This is a genomic window from Ruminococcus sp. AF17-12, assembly GCF_003479245.1.
Taxonomy (GTDB): Bacteria; Bacillota; Clostridia; order Lachnospirales; family Lachnospiraceae; genus Blautia_A; species Blautia_A fusiformis.
In genome coordinates this window covers 226,653-247,001 of record NZ_QUGY01000001.1, presented here as the reverse complement: position 1 = coordinate 247,001, position 20,349 = coordinate 226,653, and the positions used below count along the sequence as shown (strand labels likewise).

General features: G+C 45.8%; 32 protein-coding genes and 1 pseudogene. 25 read left to right on the top strand and 8 right to left on the bottom strand.

Annotated elements, in window-relative coordinates; genetic code table 11:
• Positions 1 to 6: 6 nt before the first annotated feature.
• Genes DWW77_RS01330 through DWW77_RS18600 form a run of 5 tightly spaced genes read right to left on the bottom strand, consistent with a single transcriptional unit; the run spans position 7 to position 3,729 of the window.
• Positions 7 to 1,698, bottom strand: a complete 1,692-nt coding sequence (locus DWW77_RS01330; protein WP_118316391.1) for a lysozyme family protein — start codon at positions 1,696 to 1,698, stop codon at positions 7 to 9.
• 1 nt (position 1,699) lies between these two features.
• Positions 1,700 to 2,608 (bottom strand): hypothetical protein, encoded by a 909-nt coding sequence (locus tag DWW77_RS01325; RefSeq protein ID WP_005333520.1) that lies wholly within the window; start codon positions 2,606 to 2,608, stop codon positions 1,700 to 1,702.
• Between the two features lie 15 nt (positions 2,609 to 2,623).
• Positions 2,624 to 3,334, bottom strand: coding sequence for a hypothetical protein (locus DWW77_RS01320; protein ID WP_117980463.1), 711 nt, complete (start codon positions 3,332 to 3,334; stop codon positions 2,624 to 2,626).
• Positions 3,335 to 3,352: 18 nt separating this feature from the next.
• Positions 3,353 to 3,502 (bottom strand): hypothetical protein, encoded by a 150-nt coding sequence (locus DWW77_RS18605; RefSeq protein WP_502696220.1) that lies wholly within the window; start codon positions 3,500 to 3,502, stop codon positions 3,353 to 3,355.
• Between the two features lie 20 nt (positions 3,503 to 3,522).
• Positions 3,523 to 3,729, bottom strand: coding sequence for a hypothetical protein (locus tag DWW77_RS18600; protein ID WP_502696219.1), 207 nt, complete (start codon positions 3,727 to 3,729; stop codon positions 3,523 to 3,525).
• 448 nt (positions 3,730 to 4,177) lie between these two features.
• Between DWW77_RS18600 and DWW77_RS01305 the strand changes: the two genes are divergently transcribed.
• From DWW77_RS01305 to DWW77_RS01270, 8 genes and pseudogenes are all read left to right on the top strand, one after another.
• Positions 4,178 to 4,489 carry a helix-turn-helix domain-containing protein gene (locus DWW77_RS01305; protein WP_179960461.1) on the top strand — a complete coding sequence of 104 codons (312 nt, stop codon included), beginning with the start codon at positions 4,178 to 4,180 and terminating at the stop codon, positions 4,487 to 4,489.
• Positions 4,490 to 4,644: 155 nt separating this feature from the next.
• Complete coding sequence (locus DWW77_RS01300; RefSeq protein ID WP_005333529.1) at positions 4,645 to 5,358, top strand: hypothetical protein; 714 nt, start codon at positions 4,645 to 4,647, stop codon at positions 5,356 to 5,358.
• Positions 5,359 to 5,443: 85 nt separating this feature from the next.
• Positions 5,444 to 5,773 (top strand): DUF1648 domain-containing protein, encoded by a 330-nt coding sequence (locus DWW77_RS01295; protein ID WP_022415592.1) that lies wholly within the window; start codon positions 5,444 to 5,446, stop codon positions 5,771 to 5,773.
• Positions 5,774 to 5,834: 61 nt separating this feature from the next.
• Positions 5,835 to 6,068, top strand: coding sequence for an LPXTG cell wall anchor domain-containing protein (locus DWW77_RS01290; RefSeq protein WP_005333531.1), 234 nt, complete (start codon positions 5,835 to 5,837; stop codon positions 6,066 to 6,068).
• Positions 6,069 to 6,132: 64 nt separating this feature from the next.
• On the top strand, positions 6,133 to 6,507 hold the full coding sequence (locus DWW77_RS01285) for a hypothetical protein (protein ID WP_330383125.1): 375 nt from the start codon (positions 6,133 to 6,135) through the stop codon (positions 6,505 to 6,507).
• 225 nt (positions 6,508 to 6,732) lie between these two features.
• The gene (locus DWW77_RS01280; RefSeq protein WP_005333533.1) at positions 6,733 to 7,407 is read left to right on the top strand and encodes a response regulator transcription factor; all 675 of its coding nucleotides are present in this window, start codon (positions 6,733 to 6,735) and stop codon (positions 7,405 to 7,407) included.
• Positions 7,380 to 8,633: a sensor histidine kinase gene (locus tag DWW77_RS01275; RefSeq protein WP_118607922.1), complete on the top strand. Its 1,254-nt coding sequence runs from the start codon at positions 7,380 to 7,382 to the stop codon at positions 8,631 to 8,633. The genes DWW77_RS01280 and DWW77_RS01275 overlap by 28 nt, the downstream gene beginning before the upstream one ends.
• Positions 8,634 to 8,728: 95 nt before the next feature.
• Positions 8,729 to 9,241 (top strand): annotated as a pseudogene (locus DWW77_RS01270) (ABC transporter ATP-binding protein); the annotation flags it as partial.
• A gap of 24 nt (positions 9,242 to 9,265) precedes the next feature.
• On the opposite strand, the gene DWW77_RS01265 reads toward DWW77_RS01270, so the two are convergent.
• Together DWW77_RS01265 and DWW77_RS01260 are read right to left on the bottom strand one after the other, a co-directional pair.
• The gene (locus tag DWW77_RS01265; protein ID WP_118594645.1) at positions 9,266 to 10,660 is read right to left on the bottom strand and encodes a recombinase family protein; all 1,395 of its coding nucleotides are present in this window, start codon (positions 10,658 to 10,660) and stop codon (positions 9,266 to 9,268) included.
• 165 nt (positions 10,661 to 10,825) lie between these two features.
• A complete protein-coding gene (locus DWW77_RS01260) occupies positions 10,826 to 11,236 on the bottom strand; it encodes an NINE protein (protein WP_199669499.1) in 411 nt (136 codons plus the stop codon).
• 83 nt (positions 11,237 to 11,319) lie between these two features.
• On the opposite strand from DWW77_RS01260, the gene DWW77_RS01255 reads away from it, so the two are divergent.
• On the top strand, positions 11,320 to 11,517 hold the full coding sequence (locus tag DWW77_RS01255) for a helix-turn-helix domain-containing protein (protein WP_118594646.1): 198 nt from the start codon (positions 11,320 to 11,322) through the stop codon (positions 11,515 to 11,517).
• Positions 11,518 to 11,785: 268 nt separating this feature from the next.
• Here DWW77_RS01255 and DWW77_RS01250 read toward each other — a convergent pair whose 3' ends face one another.
• Positions 11,786 to 12,166, bottom strand: coding sequence for a helix-turn-helix domain-containing protein (locus tag DWW77_RS01250; RefSeq protein WP_118594647.1), 381 nt, complete (start codon positions 12,164 to 12,166; stop codon positions 11,786 to 11,788).
• 174 nt (positions 12,167 to 12,340) lie between these two features.
• Between DWW77_RS01250 and DWW77_RS01245 the strand changes: the two genes are divergently transcribed.
• From DWW77_RS01245 to DWW77_RS01180, 16 genes are all read left to right on the top strand, one after another.
• Entirely contained in the window at positions 12,341 to 12,577 is a 237-nt protein-coding gene (locus DWW77_RS01245; protein ID WP_004840176.1) for a hypothetical protein, read from the top strand.
• A 17-nt stretch (positions 12,578 to 12,594) separates the two neighbouring features.
• A complete protein-coding gene (locus DWW77_RS17890; protein WP_158578735.1) occupies positions 12,595 to 12,762 on the top strand; it encodes a hypothetical protein in 168 nt (55 codons plus the stop codon).
• Positions 12,763 to 12,810: 48 nt separating this feature from the next.
• Positions 12,811 to 13,128 carry a hypothetical protein gene (locus DWW77_RS01240; protein ID WP_118594648.1) on the top strand — a complete coding sequence of 106 codons (318 nt, stop codon included), beginning with the start codon at positions 12,811 to 12,813 and terminating at the stop codon, positions 13,126 to 13,128.
• Positions 13,121 to 13,345, top strand: coding sequence for a hypothetical protein (locus DWW77_RS01235; RefSeq protein WP_118594649.1), 225 nt, complete (start codon positions 13,121 to 13,123; stop codon positions 13,343 to 13,345). Before DWW77_RS01240 ends, DWW77_RS01235 begins: the two co-directional genes overlap by 8 nt.
• An 11-nt stretch (positions 13,346 to 13,356) precedes the next feature.
• Entirely contained in the window at positions 13,357 to 13,905 is a 549-nt protein-coding gene (locus DWW77_RS01230; protein WP_118594650.1) for a hypothetical protein, read from the top strand.
• Positions 13,902 to 14,207, top strand: coding sequence for a DUF6874 family protein (locus DWW77_RS01225; protein WP_118043588.1), 306 nt, complete (start codon positions 13,902 to 13,904; stop codon positions 14,205 to 14,207). Before DWW77_RS01230 ends, DWW77_RS01225 begins: the two co-directional genes overlap by 4 nt.
• 15 nt (positions 14,208 to 14,222) lie before the next feature.
• Positions 14,223 to 14,573: a hypothetical protein gene (locus DWW77_RS01220; RefSeq protein ID WP_118594651.1), complete on the top strand. Its 351-nt coding sequence runs from the start codon at positions 14,223 to 14,225 to the stop codon at positions 14,571 to 14,573.
• A 213-nt stretch (positions 14,574 to 14,786) separates the two neighbouring features.
• Positions 14,787 to 15,800 (top strand): DNA cytosine methyltransferase, encoded by a 1,014-nt coding sequence (locus DWW77_RS01215; protein WP_118594652.1) that lies wholly within the window; start codon positions 14,787 to 14,789, stop codon positions 15,798 to 15,800.
• Positions 15,797 to 16,633 (top strand): hypothetical protein, encoded by an 837-nt coding sequence (locus DWW77_RS01210; protein ID WP_118594653.1) that lies wholly within the window; start codon positions 15,797 to 15,799, stop codon positions 16,631 to 16,633. Before DWW77_RS01215 ends, DWW77_RS01210 begins: the two co-directional genes overlap by 4 nt.
• Positions 16,615 to 17,154 carry a hypothetical protein gene (locus DWW77_RS18225; RefSeq protein ID WP_243037940.1) on the top strand — a complete coding sequence of 180 codons (540 nt, stop codon included), beginning with the start codon at positions 16,615 to 16,617 and terminating at the stop codon, positions 17,152 to 17,154. The genes DWW77_RS01210 and DWW77_RS18225 overlap by 19 nt, the downstream gene beginning before the upstream one ends.
• A 10-nt stretch (positions 17,155 to 17,164) precedes the next feature.
• Positions 17,165 to 17,605 carry a hypothetical protein gene (locus tag DWW77_RS01200; RefSeq protein WP_118043593.1) on the top strand — a complete coding sequence of 147 codons (441 nt, stop codon included), beginning with the start codon at positions 17,165 to 17,167 and terminating at the stop codon, positions 17,603 to 17,605.
• A complete protein-coding gene (locus DWW77_RS17885; protein WP_158578737.1) occupies positions 17,596 to 17,736 on the top strand; it encodes a hypothetical protein in 141 nt (46 codons plus the stop codon). Before DWW77_RS01200 ends, DWW77_RS17885 begins: the two co-directional genes overlap by 10 nt.
• Before the next feature lie 196 nt (positions 17,737 to 17,932).
• Positions 17,933 to 18,931: a rolling circle replication-associated protein gene (locus DWW77_RS01195; RefSeq protein ID WP_118043594.1), complete on the top strand. Its 999-nt coding sequence runs from the start codon at positions 17,933 to 17,935 to the stop codon at positions 18,929 to 18,931.
• The gene (locus tag DWW77_RS01190) at positions 18,861 to 19,652 is read left to right on the top strand and encodes a lytic transglycosylase domain-containing protein (RefSeq protein WP_243037943.1); all 792 of its coding nucleotides are present in this window, start codon (positions 18,861 to 18,863) and stop codon (positions 19,650 to 19,652) included. The genes DWW77_RS01195 and DWW77_RS01190 overlap by 71 nt, the downstream gene beginning before the upstream one ends.
• Positions 19,649 to 20,092 (top strand): hypothetical protein, encoded by a 444-nt coding sequence (locus tag DWW77_RS01185; RefSeq protein WP_118594655.1) that lies wholly within the window; start codon positions 19,649 to 19,651, stop codon positions 20,090 to 20,092. The genes DWW77_RS01190 and DWW77_RS01185 overlap by 4 nt, the downstream gene beginning before the upstream one ends.
• Positions 20,089 to 20,316, top strand: coding sequence for a hypothetical protein (locus DWW77_RS01180; RefSeq protein WP_118594656.1), 228 nt, complete (start codon positions 20,089 to 20,091; stop codon positions 20,314 to 20,316). The genes DWW77_RS01185 and DWW77_RS01180 overlap by 4 nt, the downstream gene beginning before the upstream one ends.
• The last annotated feature ends 33 nt before the right edge of the window (positions 20,317 to 20,349 follow it).

Here is a 20,349-nt window from a genome sequence, read left to right as displayed (position 1 = left end):
GCTCCTTTATTTTTTGTCGAAGATCCAGTAGGCATTTGCCGTGGCATGGATTTCCGACATCATATCAAATTCACGGTTAATATAGTTCTTTGCGTCACTGTCATTGGGATCATTGACCAGTACCTTGCCGTTTGCCGTAACACCCCGGAGCACGATGAAGTGCCCGCCGCTGGTGAAAAGTCCTGCCCGCTGAGAGGAGATGACCGGACGGCCTTCGGAGAGTGCCTGAAGTACCGTATTGGCATTGCTGGTCTGTGTGACGCTGCCACAGCCGAAATGACTGGCTGCAGCCTGAAAGTAGCTCCAGTAGGTTCCAACTCCCGGCTTATAATAGGAATTCCCGCACCATGCCACTGCATCCGGAGGGGTAATAGTGTTCCCGGTCAGGTAGCTGGCGATCATGGCAAAGCTGGTAGGTCCACATCCGGAAGAGGCGATGGAGCCGCCGCCATAAGGGATGTTCCCGTAATCGGTCTGGAGATAGTGGGGAATCTGCATTCCGTTTGCCGGATAGCTTCCGCCGGTATTGGTAATCTGATAATACCGGAGAACATGCTCCACATATTCCTTGTCCCCATACCGGTCATAATGCCAGTTCGGACGGGCACACATCATATCCGAATAAGCAATGGCGTTTTCTTTGGTATAGCCGCCGTCACGTTCCATTGCCCAGTCGATATAGCCGGAGCCGTAATTGTAACCCTGAAGCGCCAGCTTGATGCGGTCCAGGTCGGTAGGTCCGGTACATCCTGCTTTATCCAGTGCATACTTTAATTCCTGAATCCCACATTCGATGGAATAAGCAGGATCGGTGATGCCGTTGGGGACATGGGGGTATTTCTTATTAAAGCCGCCTTCTGCCGCCTGCATGGGATCGCTTCCACGCCCGCCGCTTTCCTGCATCATGACTGCCATGAGGAGTTCCACATAAGCTTCCATGCCGTATTTCTGTGCGACCTGCTGGATGGTAGCCCGGTAAGCCAGCACCTCATCGCTGACACCTACCGCCATGGCAAGACCGGAAGCGGAGCCGCCAAAGAACATGGTCAGGTTTTCCACATAACTGTCTGCCGTTTTTTTCTGCTTATCGGTCAGATGAAAGACGTGATCTGCAAAGTAGGCATCTCCGGCATAGCTGACCGTGTAGGTATGGCGGGTAAAAGTAACCTTTCTGGGTGGTGCATTTTCCTCTTCCGCCGGAACTTCCACCGTGGCCGTTTCTGAAGTAACGTCATAAGAAAAAAGCCCGTCCTCGTTTTCCCGGATCAGGCTTTTGAGTTTGCTGATATTTATATTTTTATAGTCATCCTGGCTGGCACAAAACTGTGCGATGAGCTGGTTCGCATTTACGATGATACTGGAAGCGTAAGGATCGCTGATAGAGGCAGTATCTCCTTCCGGGAGTCTGGCAATTTCCGCATTGATCTTAGCAAGCAGTGCATCATGGCTTTCCTGAAGCACCTCCACGATTGCCTGATTGGAAGCCCGGATATTTTCACTGATTACCGTGTTGCTGGTCAGTGCTCCGGTATTTTCAGAGAGGTCTCCGAAGACGAGTCCCGGAAGCATGACAAGGAACAGAATGGGAAGCATCAGTACACCGCCGACGGCTGCTCCAGTTTTCGCAAGGGTGCGCCTGTGCCGGAATACTGTACCGATGACAGCAAGAGGACTGCCCATCAAGGCTGTTTTTGGCATGTTACATACGCTCCTTTCGCTGTGGGGCTGGCGGCAGTTTCTGGACAATGGATTCATTGTAGGCTACTTTGCCGCTGCCGGAAGTATATGGTGTTTTTTCGACCGTATCCTGTGCATACTGCTTGTACCAGGTGGAACCATCCACGGACTGTACCGTAGAGTAGGAGCCCTGAGTAGGAGCTGCATACTGGTCGGCATGGTACAGGGCAAAATCCCGGTTTCCGGAGCTTCCGGTTTCGGTACCGGTGATCCTTCCGCCACCGATTTCTACATTATCATAGGAAGAACCGCCGCCCGGATTGATGCCCATATAGGAAGTAAAGGCTTTCTGTGCGTCTGCTCCCTTGATGGAACCTACCTGACCGTAATTTCCCTGTGCAATGTTGCTGATGACCTGATTGGCAAAGTCTCCGCCTTTGTTCAGGGATGACTGGTAGAGCATGTTTCCGATACTGCTGTGTTCGGTATAACCGGTTGCGGAATTGACCGCTTCTCTTTGTACCTGTCTTCCCACTGCCCCGGCAAGCCCGCCGGATAGGAAGCTTCCTGCGACAGCCGCACTTCCGGGAGAAGAGGCTTTGTGGTAGCCGCCACCACCATGGGAACGCATGGAACCGGTCAGGCTCCGTCCTGCAATCAGAAGTTCAGCCATCATGTTTCCTCCGGTATTGCCGACATTGATGCCAAGCGATGCCAGAAAAGAATCAATTTTCTGGGATACCTTTAAAAAGGCAATGGCACACAGGAACCAGACGAAGACATTTCCGGTTACCGCTTCCTTTCCCTGACTGGCAACTGCCGCTTCCACGTCTGCTTCCGTAAGCTCCGCTGCAAAGACCGGCATGGAGCAAAACAGTACCAGACAGGCAGTTAGTACCAGGAATGGTATGAGTTTCTTTCTAAGTTTCATTTTGGTCCTCCTTTCTTATAGGGATAACGGATTGGCAAGGAAGGTGCCGACCATAGAAGTAAACAGCCGCAGGCACCACGCATTCATCAGAAGCAAAAAGAACTGGCCGCCAAGCATCCGGCACCAGCTTTTGAAGATATTTCCGGTTGACTGGCTGGCACCCATGGAAAAAGCTGCCGGGGCTGTGTAGACCAGTACCCCCAGAAGAATATAGCGTTCTGCCGCTTCAAAGAGCAGTTTGATGTAGTTCCACGCCAGAATCAGTACCAGAATCAGTGCAATGATGGCTACCGCCCCATTTGCACAGACTCCCAGGATGACTGTGACTACGGAGTTAAAATCCGCAAATTTTAAAGGCGGCAGGTCTTCCGTCAGAATCCAGTTGTACGGTGTTCCTGAAATCTTCAGGAGCAGATCCACAATATCTTTCGCATAGAAGGTGAGAAAGATAAAGAGGAAGGAACGGATGGACAGCTTAATGGGATCTTCCGCTTCGATACCGGCTCCCATAAAGTAATTTTTAAAGAGCTGCCATACCCAGTTTAAGAGGATCAGCCCGATGCCCAGTGCCAGAAAGACCTGATACATGGCCTCAGCTGCAGGAAAGTAGCGAAGAAACGTATCCATGGAACAGCCCAGAGCACCGAGGACTGAAGTGGTGATCAGATCCAGAATGTTCATGACCTGTTCGGCAATCCATTCCACGATTCCGTCAAGTATTCCCATAGTGGCATCTCCTTTCGTCTATCCGTTCCATTTTCCGCCTGCAAAGAACGGGGTGATGTAAGCCATGATAAAGCCAAGCCCGTTTAAGATCGCCCAGGTAATGACGATACGCTTGAGCCATGCACGTGATTCGTCCACGGTTTTTCCGCTTTTGGAAAAATTCATCATCAGAAGGGCAACCGATGCCGTTACGACTGCAGCAATGGTGAAATGAGGATAATCTGGTTATAGACATCCTTCATGATCTCATTGGCTTTGGTCCAGATGGTAGCGGCAAAAACCGGCTGTGTGTATCCGCAGAGGACTGTGACAGCCAGAAATGCAGCATACAGGCATTTGCCATAATTGACATGCCGTTTTGTGTCCGGCGGAGCGTTTTTCAGTTTGTGTTTCACGTAAAGGTACCTCCTTTTTATAAGAGCGGCAGGAGAAGTATCTCCCCTGCCTTTGCTTATGGTTTTCCTGCCTCAAGAAAAGACGCAGCCCGGTCAATGCAGGCTGCGTCCTAAATCAAAGTATGAAATTGTAAAGATCCTCCTATCTTACAGAAAAAACGCAGCTTATTTGCCGCAGGAGAGGCTTCCCATACGGCAGTGCTGCGTTTCCTTCTGCATATAATTTTGACAATATCAATTTTAACATGGGTAAATTACCGCTACAATCGCAGGACTGTGCCAGTTACAGACGATGGAGTGCCAAAAATGTGACCAACGCTAAAAGCGTTATAAATGCAATCCTTATGGATACTGTAAGCGTGATTTGCAACCAATTATACTGGATTTACATGACTAATGCTTTAAGCGTTAGTGAATACTGGAAGGAGGAGGTGTGCGTGTGAAAGGAATGGGAAAGGCAATCCGCAGGTACAGGGAAGAGGCAGGAATTACGCAGGAGAGACTGGCTGAACTGGTGGATATCAGTACCAACCATCTGGGTGCGATTGAGCGGGAAGTGAAAACACCTACGATGGAAACATTTGTAAAGCTGTTGAATGTATTAGGTGCGGAACCGAATGAAGTGCTGAAGGAAGTGATTCCTCTTACCAGAATGGAACATACTTCTGTAGTGGAAGGAAAGCTGGAAAGGCTCACACCGAAGAAGCAGGAAAGCGTGCTTCGGATGCTGGATGTGATAATTGAAGAGATGATGAAATAGAAGCTGTCTGCGAAATTGCCGCAGGCAGTTTTTTTGAAAGCTGTATATGCAATAAAACACATAAAAATATGCGATTTATGATGAAAGTGATTGCAAGATTTGATATAGTAATCCTAAAAGCATTATAAAACTAATTCTTAAAGGATGACTATAATATGAAAAAGGGATATGTGGGATTATTGGCATGTGCGTCAGGAATTCTGATCGGACTGGGAATCAGCCGGCTGGATCTGACAGGTTATCTTGAAAAAACACAGGAGCAGGAATATCACCCGGTAGAAAGAAAGGTGCCTGAATCAGTAGAAAGCAAGCTGAAAGATCCAAAACAGTGCTGGCTGTGTGGAAGCGATGAACGGAGTATGATGGATTATTTCCGGAAGTTTGACGATCTGGGAGTGATCTGTACCAATCACTGGTATGTGATGGATATGCATATCCGGAATCATGATGAGGACGGGAATCTTACCGGCCCGCAGGGAAACGGGCATATGGGTTATACCGGGACAGGAGAAGGCGGCTGCTTTTTCCATACGGAGCAGATGTCGGATTACGGGATTTCCGAAGTATCGGTGGATTACGGGGAAGATAGTATCTTCGATGTGAAAAAAGTACAGAACCATCTGTGTCAGGAATGCCTGGATAAGCTGGTGGAAAGCATGGAGGTATTCTGTGAGGAAACGCAAAAACCCAAGCCCCGTGATCTGGTACTGGTGGATTTTCAGACATTGGAGCTGTACGCCATTCAGGAGCATAATGCGGGATACTTTATCCGGGATTATTATGTGGAAATTGAGTCGGAGGAAGATGGGGTGGAAGTAAAGGCATTTTACTGCCCGAAGCTTAATAACGGGAAAAAGGATGGAGAATAAATTGAGGTTTGCATTGGTGAGGAGTATAATGTAAGTACGTGTTATGTATTGGAAAAACTTGAATTTAGCAGAAAGAAGGATTGTTATGAAATTTATCAATACTAGAAAATTCACATGGATAATTTGTATAATAGGATTTTTGCTTGCTCTTGTAAGTATATTTTTCTTACCGAGTATTATTCCAGTACATTTTGCAAATGGGATTGCGGATGATTATGGAAGAAAAATACAAATATTTTTATTTCCTATATTACAAGTGCTTATCACTTTTTTGACTGGACGAGAAAAAGTAAAATATTGCCTGACACATTCAAAAACTTTCTTAACGGACATTCAGTTTAATTGGATGATAGATGGTGTACTTTTATTGGTAATGTTTGCAGAAATATGGGTTATCTATGCTTCATTTGCATAGAAATACTTGCATAACAATTTACATTTGATTGAGCAGATAAAAATGATTTGAGGTGGTAGCAATGAAAAAGCGATTGGGAATCATAGCCGGAATTTTAGGAATTGTATTGGCAGTCATTGGCATTGTACTGAAGCAGAAAGAAAACACAGCCGTTTCTGTTATTGGTGGTGCGGATGGCCCGACTTCTATTTTCATAGCAGGGAAGTTAAATGGTGATAATTTTATTTTTATGATTGTAGTTGGAATTATTTTATTGATTTTGGCAGGAGTTATTTTTTACAAACGTAAGCATTAAGTTACAGTTTTTTAGACTGTGTATGGCGGAAGAACCGGGAAAGTGTAGATATATCATGGGGATTTTGGAAAAAAATAAAAAAAGTAAGGGTACAGCGTTTGTCTATGATGAGAATAATGATTACTATAAGATGGAAATAAACGGGATTGAATTTGTCTGTGACAGTATACATTCCGATTATGAGAAGCATGCAGTTGAACTGGCACAGGCGTATGAGAAAAGGCTGCCGGATATCGTGGATTATCTTATGCCGGATATAAAGGAGATGTTTGGAATTACAAATCCAGATGTAATAGCAAACTCACTAGGAAAGCCGAGTATAGATTTGGATAGAGGAACACTGACTTATCTGGAGCACACAATGGACAGCCTACATATTATTGAAATGGAATTTGACGGTATCTTCACGGCATTCTATAACTCCTGTATTGATGGATAGGACTTTAGTAACATAGAGCTGCAGTTGTCTACAGCTTTTATCCAGACTTCGGATGTTACAGAGAAGCAATCAGAAATGGATTGATCGATTTCTGAAGCAGTATCCGGTGAAATCCTTGAACATATGAAGGAAAAGTATGTATGTTAATTTTATTTTTATTGTAGACAAAAGATAGGACTGATATGATAAAAGAACAGGTTATTACAAATAGAGGTGGAGTATTTGATGCAGAAAATATTATTACTGGAGGATGACTTGAATCTAAATCGGGGAATTGCCCTGTTACTTTCACGGGAAGGGTATGAGGTTCGTCAGGTTTATACAATAAAGGAAGCAAAAGAAGCATTTCAAAAAGGAGATTATGCTCTTGTTATCAGCGATATTACATTGCCGGATGGTACAGGACTGGATTTTGGAAGGATGGTACGTGCAGGTGGAGATACATATCTTATCTATCTTACGGCTTTGGATCAGGAAATAGATATTGTAAATGGTTATGATACAGGGGCAGATGATTATATTACCAAACCATTTTCACTGATGGCTTTGGTGTCGAAGGTGAACGCATTGATGAGACGGCTTTCTAAGGTACAGGCACAGATTATGTCTTCCGGAGAGATTACGGTGCATATGAAAACGATGCAGGTGTATAAAGGGGATGAACCAGTTACTTTAAGTAAGAAAGAATTCTCTCTGTTGCTGTATCTCTGGGAGAATGCAGGACAGATTGTTTCAAAAGAAAGTATCCTGGAGCATGTATGGGATATAGACGGTCAATTTGTCGATGATAATACGGTTACTGTCAATATAAGCAGACTGAAGAATAAACTTGGAACAGAAGAGATAGCGAATGTGAGAGGACTGGGATATATATGGACCGGAAAGGTAAACAAAAATTAAAACGGTATTTTATCGTATATGTAATCTTTGCAGTATTTTTTACAGTAGGAATGTATCTGATAACAAAGTATGAGGAAAATGCGAAAGCAACGCAGATAGCACTGCTCCTTGCAGAACATCCTGAACTGGAAGGGGAAATAGTTGCAATCTGGGAAAAGTCAGGAACAGTAGATTTTATAAGAGACCGGGACGATCAGAAGATAGAAAGAGTCGTACAGATGCTGGAAGAAACTTATGGTTATCACTCAGAGAGTGGATCTTCAGATGTGGTTATAAGGATTATCTGGGGAATTGGATTACTAGTGGGAGTCATAGTATGTGGCCTGTTCTTGTACCTGGACCGAAGAAAAAACTGGAGCAGATACGGTGATGAGGAACAATTACAGCAATTATATGAATGTCTGCAGGAATTCAGAAAAGGAAAATTCCAAACATATCCTGAAGAAACATCAGAATCGGAACAATGGTTAAAGGTGTGGGAATCTGTAAAGGAGCTGGGGCAATATTTCGAAGATTTGAAGGAACGTCTGGAGCAGGAAGAAAATGGTACGAAGAGTCTGATTACAGATATTTCCCATCAGTTGAAGACTCCGCTTGCATCACTCCGGATGAGTCATGAGCTGGTGGCAGAAAATCGGGTTACAGGAGAAGAACAGAGGGAGTTTCTGGAGCAGGAATCACAGGAACTTACCAAACTGGAACAGCTCTTGAATGAACTGGTAAATCTTTCAAGGCTGGAAACACATATGATCCAGATACATTCGCTTCATGAAAGCCTGAAGAAAACGCTAACAGAGGCTGTCAGTCAGATTTATATGAAGGCAAGAGGAAAAGATATTTCCATTCAGGTGGAGATGGATGATGATATAGTTGTGAACCATGATTCAAAATGGACGGTAGAAGCATTAACGAATATCCTTGAGAATGCAGTCAAATATTCACCGGAGCACACAACGATTACAGTGAGGACGCAGGAGCTAGCAAGCAATGTGCTTATTGAAGTAGAAGATGAAGGAATGGGCATTCCTGCGGAGGAACTGCATAAGATCTATCAGAGATTTTACCGGGGAAGGAAAGCAAAGGAACAGGTAAAAGACGGAGCGGGTGTCGGTCTGTATCTTGCCAGAAAGATCATAGAAGAACAGGGGGGGACAATAGCAGCCAAAAGAAAGGCTGAGAAAGGTATGATATTTAAAGTGACACTGCCGCTCATAATAGGAGAATAGTCGGAACCCTTACAAAACTGTTATGGTTGTTGTAAGGGTTTTGTAATGCAGGAATGTTATAGTAGGGGTATGAAATGGAAAGGGGACTTGAAGATATGAGTAGTATTTTAAAAGTAGAAGATCTAGTAAAGTATTATGGAGAAGGCGAGAATCAGGTGAGAGCCGTGGATCATACAAGTTTACAGATAGAGAGAGGCAAGTTTACAGCTATCGTAGGACGTTCCGGCTCCGGAAAATCTACACTTCTGCATCTGATTGGAGGGCTTGACAGACCGGATTCCGGCAAAGTATGGATTGATGGAACCGATATCTATTCTCGAAAAGATGATAAACTGGCACAGTTTCGAAGAAAGAAGATAGGATTTATCTTTCAGGATTTTAATCTGATTCCATCGCTGAATGTGTGGGAGAATATCGTTCTTCCGCTGGGACTTGATAATCGCAAGGTAAAGCCGCGGGAAGTGGAAGATATTCTCAAAAAAATCGGACTGCAGGATAAGAAAGATGCGATGCCGTCTGCTTTGTCTGGTGGACAGAAACAGAGAACTGCGATAGCCAGGGCATTGGTGACAAGACCGGCGATAATTTTGGCGGATGAGCCGACAGGAGGTGCGTGGTTAGTAGAAACAAGATCATAAAAAAACAATATCCATTTCTCCGTCCTCGTGAACAGTGATTGACTGCACGAAGGACTTCCAAAACACATTCTTCTCCTGATCGCTGAAAGTATGATACACAGTTTCCCAATCATCAGAAAGCATCTTCTTTATGCTGTCAAGGTTACGAACCGGAGCAGCAGGACAACTTCTCAATTTGTCAATCTGCGACTGAAACTTCTCATATTCGTTTCTGTATGAAGCCTTGTCAATCAGATCATCCATGAAAAGGTCATACAGTTTCTTCATCTTACGTTCCACTTTCGCAATTTCAATGGCAGGGTCCTTTTTTGCAGCAGCGGCAGCAGTGACTTCAAAATCTGCAACATAAGAGGAAAGAGCAGGGCGGATATGCTGAAGCATATATTCTTCGACATACTCTTCGCGGTAATGCTTGGAACGGTCACAAAGTTTTGACTGCGCTTTAAAATTGCATCTGTAAGATTTATATGTCTTTTCTTTTCCATCTGCAAGCGTTCTATATGTGACAGTTCCGGTCATGTAATGATTACACGAAGAACAGATCAGAAGACCGGAAAAAATATAAAACTGTTGAGTGTGACGGATGCGGACATTCCTGATCGCAAGATTCTGTATATGTTCAAACCGCTCACGACTGATCGTCTTCTCACAAAATTCAGGGTCATCACGATACTGACCCATGAAAAGAGGGTTCCGAAGATAACGAACGACGGTATCATAACAAACACGGATGCCGTATTTCTCCTGAAGGAATAACTGCGTCCCTCTCTTGCTGCAAGTGGATTCAAAATGGTCGAACATATCAAGGGCGAACTGATGCCATTCAGGGTCAATGACAACGTGCTTCTCTGCATCCAACTTCAGGCCACGAGGGAGAGAACCGGAAAGATATGTTTTGTTCTTCAGTTTGTATGAAAACACATCTTTGATTCGATCACTGTCACGGTCGCACTCGTCCTGCGCTACGGACAGACGGATGTTGATGTGAAGACGGCCGTTCGTTGTTGTGGTGTCATAGGATTCAGTGATCGCCTTCCACTGAACTCCGTTCGCTTCAAGTATTTCCTGAATCTTGTGATAATCTCCGATGTTACGGAACCAGCGGTCGAGTTTGGTGAAAAGAATCATGTCAAAGTTGTGAGCACGGACACCATCGAGCAGACGGACGAACTCTTTCCTTCGTGTGAATTTCTTCCGGGCAGTCAGAGCCTCATCGACGAAAGTATCAACAAGAATCATGTGATTGACTTTGATGAACTCATCGAGGAGAGCGTCCTGCGCTTCCAGAGTGTCACCATGAAGGACCTGACCGTCATGGGAACAACGTATATATTTAACAACACGCAGGCCGAAGAGTTCCGGTTGCGGTCTGAAGTATGTACTGTTCATAAAAAACCTTCTTTCTACTGTAAAAAAGCGTAAAAAAATAAAGCTATGCAGCAGCACAACTTCGTGGTAGAATAAAGGTTGCGAATCAGTATTCTATGAAGTAATGCGCTGCATAGGAAACGATGGGGAAAGGCAGTTCTTGTCAGGGACTGTCTTTTTCTATGTTTAGATTTCAATATTGCATTTTATGGCAAGATAATACATATGCTTACAAGGAACTTTTCTTTTCTGGAAGTCAGGGCAGGTACAGCCGGATAAAGTGGTGCGATACTGTCCACCATCGGAACCTGCGAAAGTTCCTGTTTTTGCCTTCGGGTTAATATGTACAGGAGTGAGTTCACCATTCAGCGCACGACGTTTCCGCGCTTCAGCAGCTTCGCCGCATACGTCAGACCATTGACTCCACTCATTATTAGACCGGGAAGAAAAAGAGATGCACACATCTCGAATCCATCCGATACAGAATCCGCCGCAGGTGCAAGTGTACAACAGACCCATTCCGATCTCACCGGAAAGATACCGATGAAGACCAAACCATCCGCCGAACAAGGCGGCCCATTTATTATATTTTCTCATAGCAAACCCCACATAAAATTTTTCCTTGCCATCCTTCAAACCTCTTGGATGAATACATAATAGTTCACCACAAGGAGGAAATGATGGAAATACTAACATGGCAGGCAAGGACTGAAAAAAATGTAACACTGAAGCAGTTGGAAAAGATGACCGGAATCAGCAAAACGGCACTAAATACGATTGAGAACGGTCTGACATCTCCGACGCTCCGGCAACTGGAAGCCATAGCGATTGCACTTGACACGAAGATCAGTGCTCTCTATGACTCCGAATATAAATAAGTATATCACAGGAGCTGCGATGATACGCAGATCACAGAACGATTTCCGTAATTACGGAAACAGGAGCCGAACCCATTCACGAAGCCTGAAAAAAATGGTAATATTTTCAAAAGGAGGCGATGAAAATGGATATTCGGCAGAAAATAATCGGACTGCTGAACAAGATAGACTCTGAAACTCTCCTGAAGAGAATATATGAGTTTATCAAGTACATATACATATATCAGTAGCCGACACGAAGAGAAGGGAATCCAGATGGGTTCCCTTTTTATTTTTCCTCTTCTGAAGTATTCCTTTTCTGAATAAGGTCCTTCGCCCTCGCTTTTATGCCATCCCTCACATCCTTCGGAAGTCCGACATATAACTCGACGATGAATCGGTCGAGGTCATCCAGTTCGTACTGCGAGCAGAGTTCATCAAGAACTGTCTGCGGCAGATCGGAAAACATATCACCTTCTCCATCCATTAACCAGTCATAATTCACATTGTATTCTCGACAGATCAGTTTGACCATCTGGTCGGATAAGTTGACTTTATCTTTTTCTATTTTAGAAATCGCAGACTTCTGAACTCCCAACTTTTCCCCGAATTTATCCATTGTCAAACCTAATGCTTTTCGTATTTCAAGGACACGCTCGCCTTGCGTCATGTTGCTCACCTCTCTTTCTGTATTTCTTCTATAACAATACCACGCAAAAAATAAAAGGTCAATAACAAAAGTTGAATTAAGACACAAAAATATGTTGACAAAGTGGAGTTAAGACACTATAATATGTCTTGAAGACACAGAGAAACACACATCATCATAAAGGAGGCAACAACAGTGACAACGATTCAGGTATACAGAAATCGAAGGAACTCAAACAAATACATAGAAGTGCATAATGATGGACACTATCACAATTCATTAAAACAGTATCTGTACTGGGAAAGAAACGTCATTACAGGCGAACCGCTCCCGGAACCAGTGAAGAACATCACCGGAGACAGACGGCTCCATCGTTGGAGAAAAGCGAACCTGAAGGAACTGCTCGAAGATTACGAGCCAGTGACAGCATAAAGAAAGGAGGAACACACATGGCAGCAGCAACTCTTGAAATGGATAACAAGGAACTGAAGAAACAAACCGAAGACATTGAGGAAATGATTTCACTGCTGAAGCAGCTGACCAGCGGCGAGAAGCGTGAAGTCAAAGGAATCATGATCGGATTGCAGATGGCAAAGCAGGCAGGACTGACTGCATAGAACAGGCCCCGGCGGAAATGCCGGGGAGTACATATAAGGAGAACAGACATGAAACTGAATAAAGAGAAATTCATGAAGACAGAAATGGGCGGCGAATTAGAAGAAACTATTCGCACATGGGACAAGGCCCTTGACGAAAGAAGAAAAGCAACACCGGGAATCGGAAATCCAGATCAGGGACTCGGCTTCAAATACTGGGACAACACTTGCAGAAGCTGTCAGGACAGATGGGAAGTGTTCAAACTGGCAATCAAGCAGTTTTATGGAATTGAATTTTTCTTCACAAGAACAGATGAATACTTCGGAGTGTGCAGCGAGGATGAGAGCATCTGGCTCATGAAAGAAGGGAGAGAAGAGAATGAATAAGATCAGAAGGAAACAGCTTCAGGAGGCATCTGAACTGATTGCGAAGGCACAGGGAATCATTGAGAGCGTGAAGGATGATGAGCAGGAGGCTCACGACAACCTCCCGGAAAGTATTCAGTACGGAGAAAAGGGACAGCAGATGGAGGAATACATTGATATGCTCGACGAAGCATACAGACAGTGCGATGATTTGATGTCAATTATTGATGAGATATAGGAGGAGCAGGCATGACAACGAAAGATCAGGAAAGACAGGCAATCGAAAAGATCAGAAAGATCGTGGAAGGACTCGGAGAAAACAGTTACGTCGGATTCGCGATGGAGGGAGTTCTGGAACTGGCAGAGGACAACATTCGAGAAGATACTGCGTGTAGCATGAAGAAAAGCGCAGAGATCGCGTGGGAGAGAGCAGACAAAGCAGAGACAGAGAACAAAGACCTGAAGAAAGAGGTTGAAGACCTGAAGAAGACCGTCGAGAAGAGAGGAGCAACCATTTCAGAACTGAATACGGAACTTTGCAATACGAGAGCAGAGGCAAAGGCAAACGAGATTCCTGAAGAACTGGTTCAGGAGATGTATTGCATGGCCTATGATAAGGAAGCAGAGTCAATCGGAAAGATGGAGAGGGCAGCAGATCAGATGACAGAAGCCACTATCGCCGGAGAAGATGCACATGGATTCGCAGAGGAGTACAAGAAGCAGAAAGAGAACCGGAACAGATACAGAAAAGTGATGGAGATGCTGGACCAGAGAGAAAGACGGAGGGCCGGAAGATGAAAAAGATAGATTTCAGACAGAGAGCAGCGAAAACAGAAGAAAGAAAACGTAAAAGCAAGTATGCGGATGTGATGGTCAGAGCGACGGTGATGGGCCTGATGAAACCGGATGAAGATGTGGACAGAATGATGGACATTGAAAGTGCAGATAAGAAGTTCAATATGCGTCTGGACGAGTGGCTAAATGCTGATGACTTCAATTTCGCCCATGATTTCTATGGAATCGTGAACAACATCAACAGAGAGAAAGGATTCCCGGCAACGGACTTCGGATTCTTCGTTCCGAGATTCGCCGGAAGATAAAGAAAGGAGAATAGAATGTTCATTTTATCACAGGACAAAACAAGGATTTTCAATATGCAAGGTCACATTGAGGGAATCGGATATGAGGAAGAGAACTTTAAGAAGGGGAAGAAAGAAGAGATCAGACACACGATTCAGGTGTTTGACGGATGCGCCGAAGAAATTGCCGAGTACGAATGCAAAGAAGATTGCCTGATCGTGCTGTATGCGATTTTCAAAGCGATAGAGCAGGGAAGTAAAACGGCAGAGCTTCCGGCACGGGAGGAAATGAAAGAACAGAGAGAAGCATTGAAACAGTATCTGGAATCAGGAAAGAAACTGACAGAGTGGACAGCAGAACTCCTGAAAGAATTGCTTGATATGTAATAAAAGCCGAAACAGGGCATCCGCCCTGTCTGAACACGACGGCAACGTGTTCACTGATGATGGCAAGCCGAAAGACATTATCGGAGCATCGTGAAAACATGGCGGCGCGTACAGTCTGCCAGAACACTGTATGGATGGATAACAGGTTTTAGCACTTTTTAAGGCGAAAAGGCAGACACGGTGAGAACGCTTGCCAGAAAGAAGGTGATACAGATGTTTAATGAACAGCGGCCAGTGCAAATTCTGGAACTGTTCGGAGGAATAGGGAGTCCGCGATGCGCGCTCCGCAACCTCGGCATCCCGACAAAGGCGATTGACTATGTGGAGATAGATGAGAAAGCCGTGAGGTCATACAATTCGATGTTCGCAGAGGAATTGCCGTACAAGACGCAGAGCGTTGTCGGGTGGAATCTGAAGCCAGACATCCTGATTCACGGAAGTCCATGTCAGGACATGAGCATTGCAGGACATCAGGGAAAAGCAAAGGCAGAGGACGGAAGAGTCAACAGAGGCAAAGGAGCCGATCAGGGAAGCGGAACACGGTCGAGCCTGATGTGGGAGACAATACATATCATCGAGCAGATGGGAAAGTGGAAACCAAAATACGTGATATGGGAGAATGTGCGAAATGTAACGAGCCGACACATGATCGCAAACTTCATCCGGTATCAGAAAGAGATGGAGCGCATGGGGTACACGAATAACTATGAGGTACTGGATGCCAGAGAGTTCGGACTGCCGCAGGCCAGAGAAAGAGTGTTCACAATATCCGTCCTCGGAGGAGAGAAGTTTCAGTTCGACGAACTGATTCGGACACCGATGCGGAGCATTGATGAGTTTCTGGAAAAGAACGAAGAAGTGCCGGAAGTGTACGATGTGACACAGCCATCCGTGAGAGAGGTGATCGGAGTGACTGGGAGCGTAAGAAGAGCAACGGTCATCGAAGACTATGCCTTCACGATCACGACTCGGCAGGATAGAACACCAGCGCAGGTGATTGACTGCGGAAAGGGAAGATACAGATACCTGACGGAGTTGGAGTGCTGGCGGTTGCAAGGCTACACGGACGAGGACTTCGAGAGAGCAAAGAAAGCACAGCAGAAGAAAGGGAGATACTACACGGCATTATATAAGCAGGCAGGGAACAGCATTGCAGTTCCAATCTTTGAAAGCATCTTCCGAAAAATAATCCTGAATGAAGTCAGAGAAAAGGAGAAACAAAGGTGAGCAACGGACCAATAGTGAGAAGAATTTCATTCGATATTCACGGAGAGTTCATCACGCAGCTTGCGAGAGAATGGTTTTATACCGGAGAAAAGAGCCATGAGAAAGTCATTGAGATTCTGATGGATAGCATGACCGGAACAGACACACCGGAGGCGCAGATCAGAAGATATGCAGAGGACATTCTGATCGGTCGCGCCGCCCTGAAGGGGAGCACGGCAGCAGGTACATATCATCTTGAAACATATGAACCGGGAGAAGAAGAGCAGATGCCGCAGAGCATGAACATCTGGAAAGAAGTCGAAAGACGGAAGAAAGCAGAGAAGGACCTGCGGAGGATGATTGAACGGTGGGACGTAGCAATGGCCCACATATCGGAAAGTACACAGAGAGAAATCAGAAAGGAACTCGGAGAAGAGACTGCGGAGGATAGACAGCAGGATTCACTCGACAGTTTCACGAAACGAATGATGGATGAAGAAAATCACACCACAGAGGATTATGGATGGTTAGAGCCGGACGGAACTTTTCATGGAGTGGAATGGGGAGCGCATCAGGAATGGGCGCAGAATTACATGAGCGAAAAATTCCCGGAGGAAGCAATGAACGGAGACATTGACTTGCAGACAAAATGCAATGTCGGCCTGATCGGAGCAGGAGACTGGCTCGTCGAAAGAGGGTGGGTTCTCTTACACAATCCGAGTCGAGGAATTGCTTTTCCGACAAAGAATCCGGTCAAAGAGTACACAAAGGCACAGAAAGAGTTCCTGTATGACTATTACATGGAAAGAGATTGCAAAAAGGAGGCGAACGCAATATGGCAAGAAGACGAGTGAGAAGCTTCATCACTCCGAAGTATGACTCCGATGCAGCACAGAGTCATCCGGTTCAGACACCGGGCAAGAGCACTTCGACAGTGGCTCATGAGGTCATCGCAGGTCAGTGGGGAAATGGAGATGCAAGAAAGAACGCTCTGAAGGCGGCAGGATATGACCCGGCAGTCATTCAGGCAGAGATCAACAAGATTCTGAACGGCTCCGCAGCAACTACAACCAAACCACAGCCAAAAGACCAGCCGATCACAAAGACCGTGAAGTCAACTTGCGAAGAGGAAAGAAGAATCAGAGCGGATGAAAGACTGCGAGAAGAACTGTCGAGAGGATGTGAGTATTCTGGAACGCAGGAGATCGTTCAGGAAACCTTCGAGGAAATGCGAGAACAGATCGGAATGGAGGGAGACTGGGACGAGATAGGTGTGACAGACACAGACAACAGAGAATTTGTTCTTCAGGATGTGATTGAACAGTTCTATGACCTGATGATCGAGAAAGTCCTGAATTATATCGGCGTGGAATGAGGAATAGTACATGAGAGCAATGAACATTAAAGACAGAGTGAACACAATCATTGAGCACCAGAGAGAAGTTCTTCGAGGAGAGATAGAAGAGTTCGAGGAGAAATTGAGAGGCACAATGGAATACTGGGGATGCGGAGGGCCGTACAACAGACAGGAAGAAGCCATCGAAAGACGGAAGAAACAACTGGACGAACTCGATGACTTTGCAATGCAGTTGAACAGAGCAAAGAAGCACGAAACAGTGAGAATGTGGATATTCGGATGCAGAAGCTGTGGAAGTATAACGATGGTGAACAGACAGCCTTTTGACGATTGGCATGAATGCCCTGTATGCAGGCAGATGGTCCATCTGAACAGCCTGCCGAGTAAAGAGTTTGAAATCGTGGATACAGGAGAAACATGGCAGGAACAGATCAAGAGAGCAGCAGAGGAGGGAAACTCATGGCAGTAAGAACACAACCGGATGCGCTGAAGGTATTCGCTGCGATCGCAATGATCGTCAACAGCAGGGAAGATTCAGCAAAAGTGAAATTGACAAGTGTAACCAGAAAGACAGAGAAAGAAGAAAAAAGAAGTGCATGAAATGAAAAAGCCTTCGGAATTGCTTGCGGGCTTCCGAAGGCGATTCGTTGACGTTCAGGTCAACACACATCTCGGTATTATTGTACTGCGAACGGCCTGAAAAGTCAATCAAAACAAGCGTCCCGAAGCGGTTCGGCGGACTTGTAATGGATAGTAACACTTCAACGATAAAGAGAAGTGACAGAGGTGATTCAGGATGGAGCAGAGCAGGAGACGGAGAAAGAAGAATGTCTATGTAGAGTATGACTATGAAGAGGCATATCAGAAACAGATTGAGAATCTGGAAGAGGACATCATCAAGAGGATGATGGATGGAAAGAAGATCAAGTATGTGTATGCCACAAAGGAAATCAAAGCAGGGGAGCAGTTGGAAGTCGAGATATATCCAGAGTTCACCAGAAAGAGAGTCGAAGAGATTCCAGAGGAGGGCAGAAGGAAGAAGGATAGACAGGCACAGAGGAACCTAAATGAGAAGAACAGCAGGAAGCAGTGTGAGAGGGTCATCAATGAGAACTTTGGTGACAGAGACATATGGGCCACGTTCACCTATTCAGCAGAGTACACACCTGCAAGCATGAAAGTGGCGAAGAGCCATATGCAGAACTACATCCGCCGCCTGAACTACCAGAGAAAGAAGAGAGGTCTTCCGAACGCTCGGTATGTGTATGTTACGGAGCAAGGAGACAAAGGCAGATGGCATCATCACATCGTACTCGACGGAGACATGGACATGGACACAGTGGAAAGTCTCTGGACATACGGAAAGAGGAATCAGGTTCGCCGCCTTCAGAAAGACGAAAACGGCCTCGTGGGGATGGCGAAATATGTGTCAAAGCCGAAGGGCAAGGGGAAGGACTCCGAAGAAGGAAAATATCAAAAAATTTGGACTCCATCGAAGAACCTGAAGAAACCGGATGAACACAAGAATCATTACAAAACAAAGCAGAGCCATGTGGACAAGATGGTCAACGGTATACTTCCAGTGCAGGAGCATCTGAACAAGTGGTACGCATCAGAGGGTTATGAGTACACGGAATCAGTGATCAAGTACAACAAGTGGAACGGCCAGTATTACATATATGCTCGAATGAGAAAACAGCAGGAGGAGAAAGGAGGGAAGAAGAGTGAGAAGACGAAGAAGAGCAAGGCGAAGAAAGGCGGTCAGAATCGCAAGAGCACTCGCAAGAGGGATTAACTGGAAGAGAGTGGCAGCAGTCGTGCTCTTGACCGGAGTTGCGGTGAGCATCGCAAGGTGCGGAAGAGAGAAAGAGATCAATGCACAGGTGATGGCGATGAAGGAAGAACAGACCAGACAGGAACTGCGGATGCAGCAGGAATATGGTTGCGACATCTATGGTCAGTATGAATACCCATACAACACGATGTCGCAGGATTGGAGCGGAGATCAGGTGGAAGGATTCTACTATCACGAAATAACTGAAGAGTGCAAGAAAGCAGGCGGTCAGTTCCCTGTCATCATGCAGGTGTACACATACATCATCTGCGAGCAGAACGATGTGGATTATGAGATGGTGTTTGCCCTGATCGAAAGGGAGAGCAAGTGCGTGTGGAACGCTGACGGAGGCGGCGGAGCATCTGTCGGACTCATGCAGATCGCAGAGAAATGGCAGCAGGAGCGCATGGAAGAACTGAACTGCACGGACCTGACGCAACCGTTCCAGAACGTGAGAGTCGGGGTGGACATCCTGTCAGAACTTCAGGAGAAGCTGAAGGGAACAGTTCCGGCGGAGCAGTTACCATATGACGTTCTGGCCGCGTATAACTACGGACTCCGGGGAGCACAGAAAAATCTATGGGCCTATGGGGTGCATGAGTACGAATACAACAGAGCCATTCTGAAAAGGGCGCAGGAACTGAAACAGGAGACGAAGGAAGCAAAGGAGGAAAAGCAGTGAAAGAGGGATATGTGCTGAAAGCAGATGCGGCGAAGTACCTGACACCGGAGCCGATCACATACGCAGCGATGAAGAGAAAGAGCGAAAAAGCTGCACAGACCGCATTGAAAGATGCGAAGGCGAGTATCTTGAACGCAGCAGGAATCGGAAAGGTTGAGGCATACTGCATCAATACCGTGCTTGCAGAACTGAAGCGCAAGGGACTCACACCGGAGCAGGAAGAGTATAAACGCATCAGCAGAGAGACGGCCAGAATGGTCATCAGGGACCGAAAAGGAATCTGGACAAGATACTATACCGACAAAGAAGGTCTGAAAGACTGGCTCCTCTGGAAGCTGGGACTGAAGAAAGAGACAGTATTTGACCGGATGAAGCGAATGGGAGTGACCGGAGATGTTCTTCAGGACATGGAACTCCTGACAGGAGGGAAGAAGAGATGAAGACGAAAGAGTTGATTGAGTACCTTCAGGGGTTCGATGCAGAATCCGAAGTGGTGGTCATTGCGGCGAATCCGAAGGAACGGAAGAAGTATGACGGAGAGATGTTCGGAATCACGGACGGAGGGCAGCCGATCTTCTGCATTGAGATCAGCAACGAGTCCGATCTGGATGAGAAAGAGATCGCGGCAGCAGTACAGGATGAAAGAGAGGAAAAACAGAGATGAATTTGAGATACGCAAAGCGAAGCGAGGACACGG

Excerpts from the sequence above, each read along its gene's own strand:
- DWW77_RS01330 (WP_118316391.1), bottom strand. The coding sequence starts at position 1,698 with ATGCCAAAAACAGCCTTGATGGGCAGTCCTCTTGCTGTCATCGGTACA.
- DWW77_RS01325 (WP_005333520.1), bottom strand. The coding sequence starts at position 2,608 with ATGAAACTTAGAAAGAAACTCATACCATTCCTGGTACTAACTGCCTGT.
- DWW77_RS01320 (WP_117980463.1), bottom strand. The coding sequence starts at position 3,334 with ATGGGAATACTTGACGGAATCGTGGAATGGATTGCCGAACAGGTCATG.
- DWW77_RS18605 (WP_502696220.1), bottom strand. The coding sequence starts at position 3,502 with ATGATGAATTTTTCCAAAAGCGGAAAAACCGTGGACGAATCACGTGCA.
- DWW77_RS01305 (WP_179960461.1), top strand. The coding sequence starts at position 4,178 with ATGGGAAAGGCAATCCGCAGGTACAGGGAAGAGGCAGGAATTACGCAG.
- DWW77_RS01300 (WP_005333529.1), top strand. The coding sequence starts at position 4,645 with ATGAAAAAGGGATATGTGGGATTATTGGCATGTGCGTCAGGAATTCTG.
- DWW77_RS01295 (WP_022415592.1), top strand. The coding sequence starts at position 5,444 with ATGAAATTTATCAATACTAGAAAATTCACATGGATAATTTGTATAATA.
- DWW77_RS01290 (WP_005333531.1), top strand. The coding sequence starts at position 5,835 with ATGAAAAAGCGATTGGGAATCATAGCCGGAATTTTAGGAATTGTATTG.
- DWW77_RS01280 (WP_005333533.1), top strand. The coding sequence starts at position 6,733 with ATGCAGAAAATATTATTACTGGAGGATGACTTGAATCTAAATCGGGGA.
- DWW77_RS01275 (WP_118607922.1), top strand. The coding sequence starts at position 7,380 with ATGGACCGGAAAGGTAAACAAAAATTAAAACGGTATTTTATCGTATAT.
- DWW77_RS01265 (WP_118594645.1), bottom strand. The coding sequence starts at position 10,660 with ATGAACAGTACATACTTCAGACCGCAACCGGAACTCTTCGGCCTGCGT.
- DWW77_RS01260 (WP_199669499.1), bottom strand. The coding sequence starts at position 11,236 with ATGAGAAAATATAATAAATGGGCCGCCTTGTTCGGCGGATGGTTTGGT.
- DWW77_RS01255 (WP_118594646.1), top strand. The coding sequence starts at position 11,320 with ATGGAAATACTAACATGGCAGGCAAGGACTGAAAAAAATGTAACACTG.
- DWW77_RS01250 (WP_118594647.1), bottom strand. The coding sequence starts at position 12,166 with ATGACGCAAGGCGAGCGTGTCCTTGAAATACGAAAAGCATTAGGTTTG.
- DWW77_RS17890 (WP_158578735.1), top strand. The coding sequence starts at position 12,595 with ATGGCAGCAGCAACTCTTGAAATGGATAACAAGGAACTGAAGAAACAA.
- DWW77_RS01240 (WP_118594648.1), top strand. The coding sequence starts at position 12,811 with ATGAAACTGAATAAAGAGAAATTCATGAAGACAGAAATGGGCGGCGAA.
- DWW77_RS01235 (WP_118594649.1), top strand. The coding sequence starts at position 13,121 with ATGAATAAGATCAGAAGGAAACAGCTTCAGGAGGCATCTGAACTGATT.
- DWW77_RS01230 (WP_118594650.1), top strand. The coding sequence starts at position 13,357 with ATGACAACGAAAGATCAGGAAAGACAGGCAATCGAAAAGATCAGAAAG.
- DWW77_RS01225 (WP_118043588.1), top strand. The coding sequence starts at position 13,902 with ATGAAAAAGATAGATTTCAGACAGAGAGCAGCGAAAACAGAAGAAAGA.
- DWW77_RS01220 (WP_118594651.1), top strand. The coding sequence starts at position 14,223 with ATGTTCATTTTATCACAGGACAAAACAAGGATTTTCAATATGCAAGGT.
- DWW77_RS01215 (WP_118594652.1), top strand. The coding sequence starts at position 14,787 with ATGTTTAATGAACAGCGGCCAGTGCAAATTCTGGAACTGTTCGGAGGA.
- DWW77_RS18225 (WP_243037940.1), top strand. The coding sequence starts at position 16,615 with ATGGCAAGAAGACGAGTGAGAAGCTTCATCACTCCGAAGTATGACTCC.
- DWW77_RS01200 (WP_118043593.1), top strand. The coding sequence starts at position 17,165 with ATGAGAGCAATGAACATTAAAGACAGAGTGAACACAATCATTGAGCAC.
- DWW77_RS17885 (WP_158578737.1), top strand. The coding sequence starts at position 17,596 with ATGGCAGTAAGAACACAACCGGATGCGCTGAAGGTATTCGCTGCGATC.
- DWW77_RS01195 (WP_118043594.1), top strand. The coding sequence starts at position 17,933 with ATGGAGCAGAGCAGGAGACGGAGAAAGAAGAATGTCTATGTAGAGTAT.
- DWW77_RS01180 (WP_118594656.1), top strand. The coding sequence starts at position 20,089 with ATGAAGACGAAAGAGTTGATTGAGTACCTTCAGGGGTTCGATGCAGAA.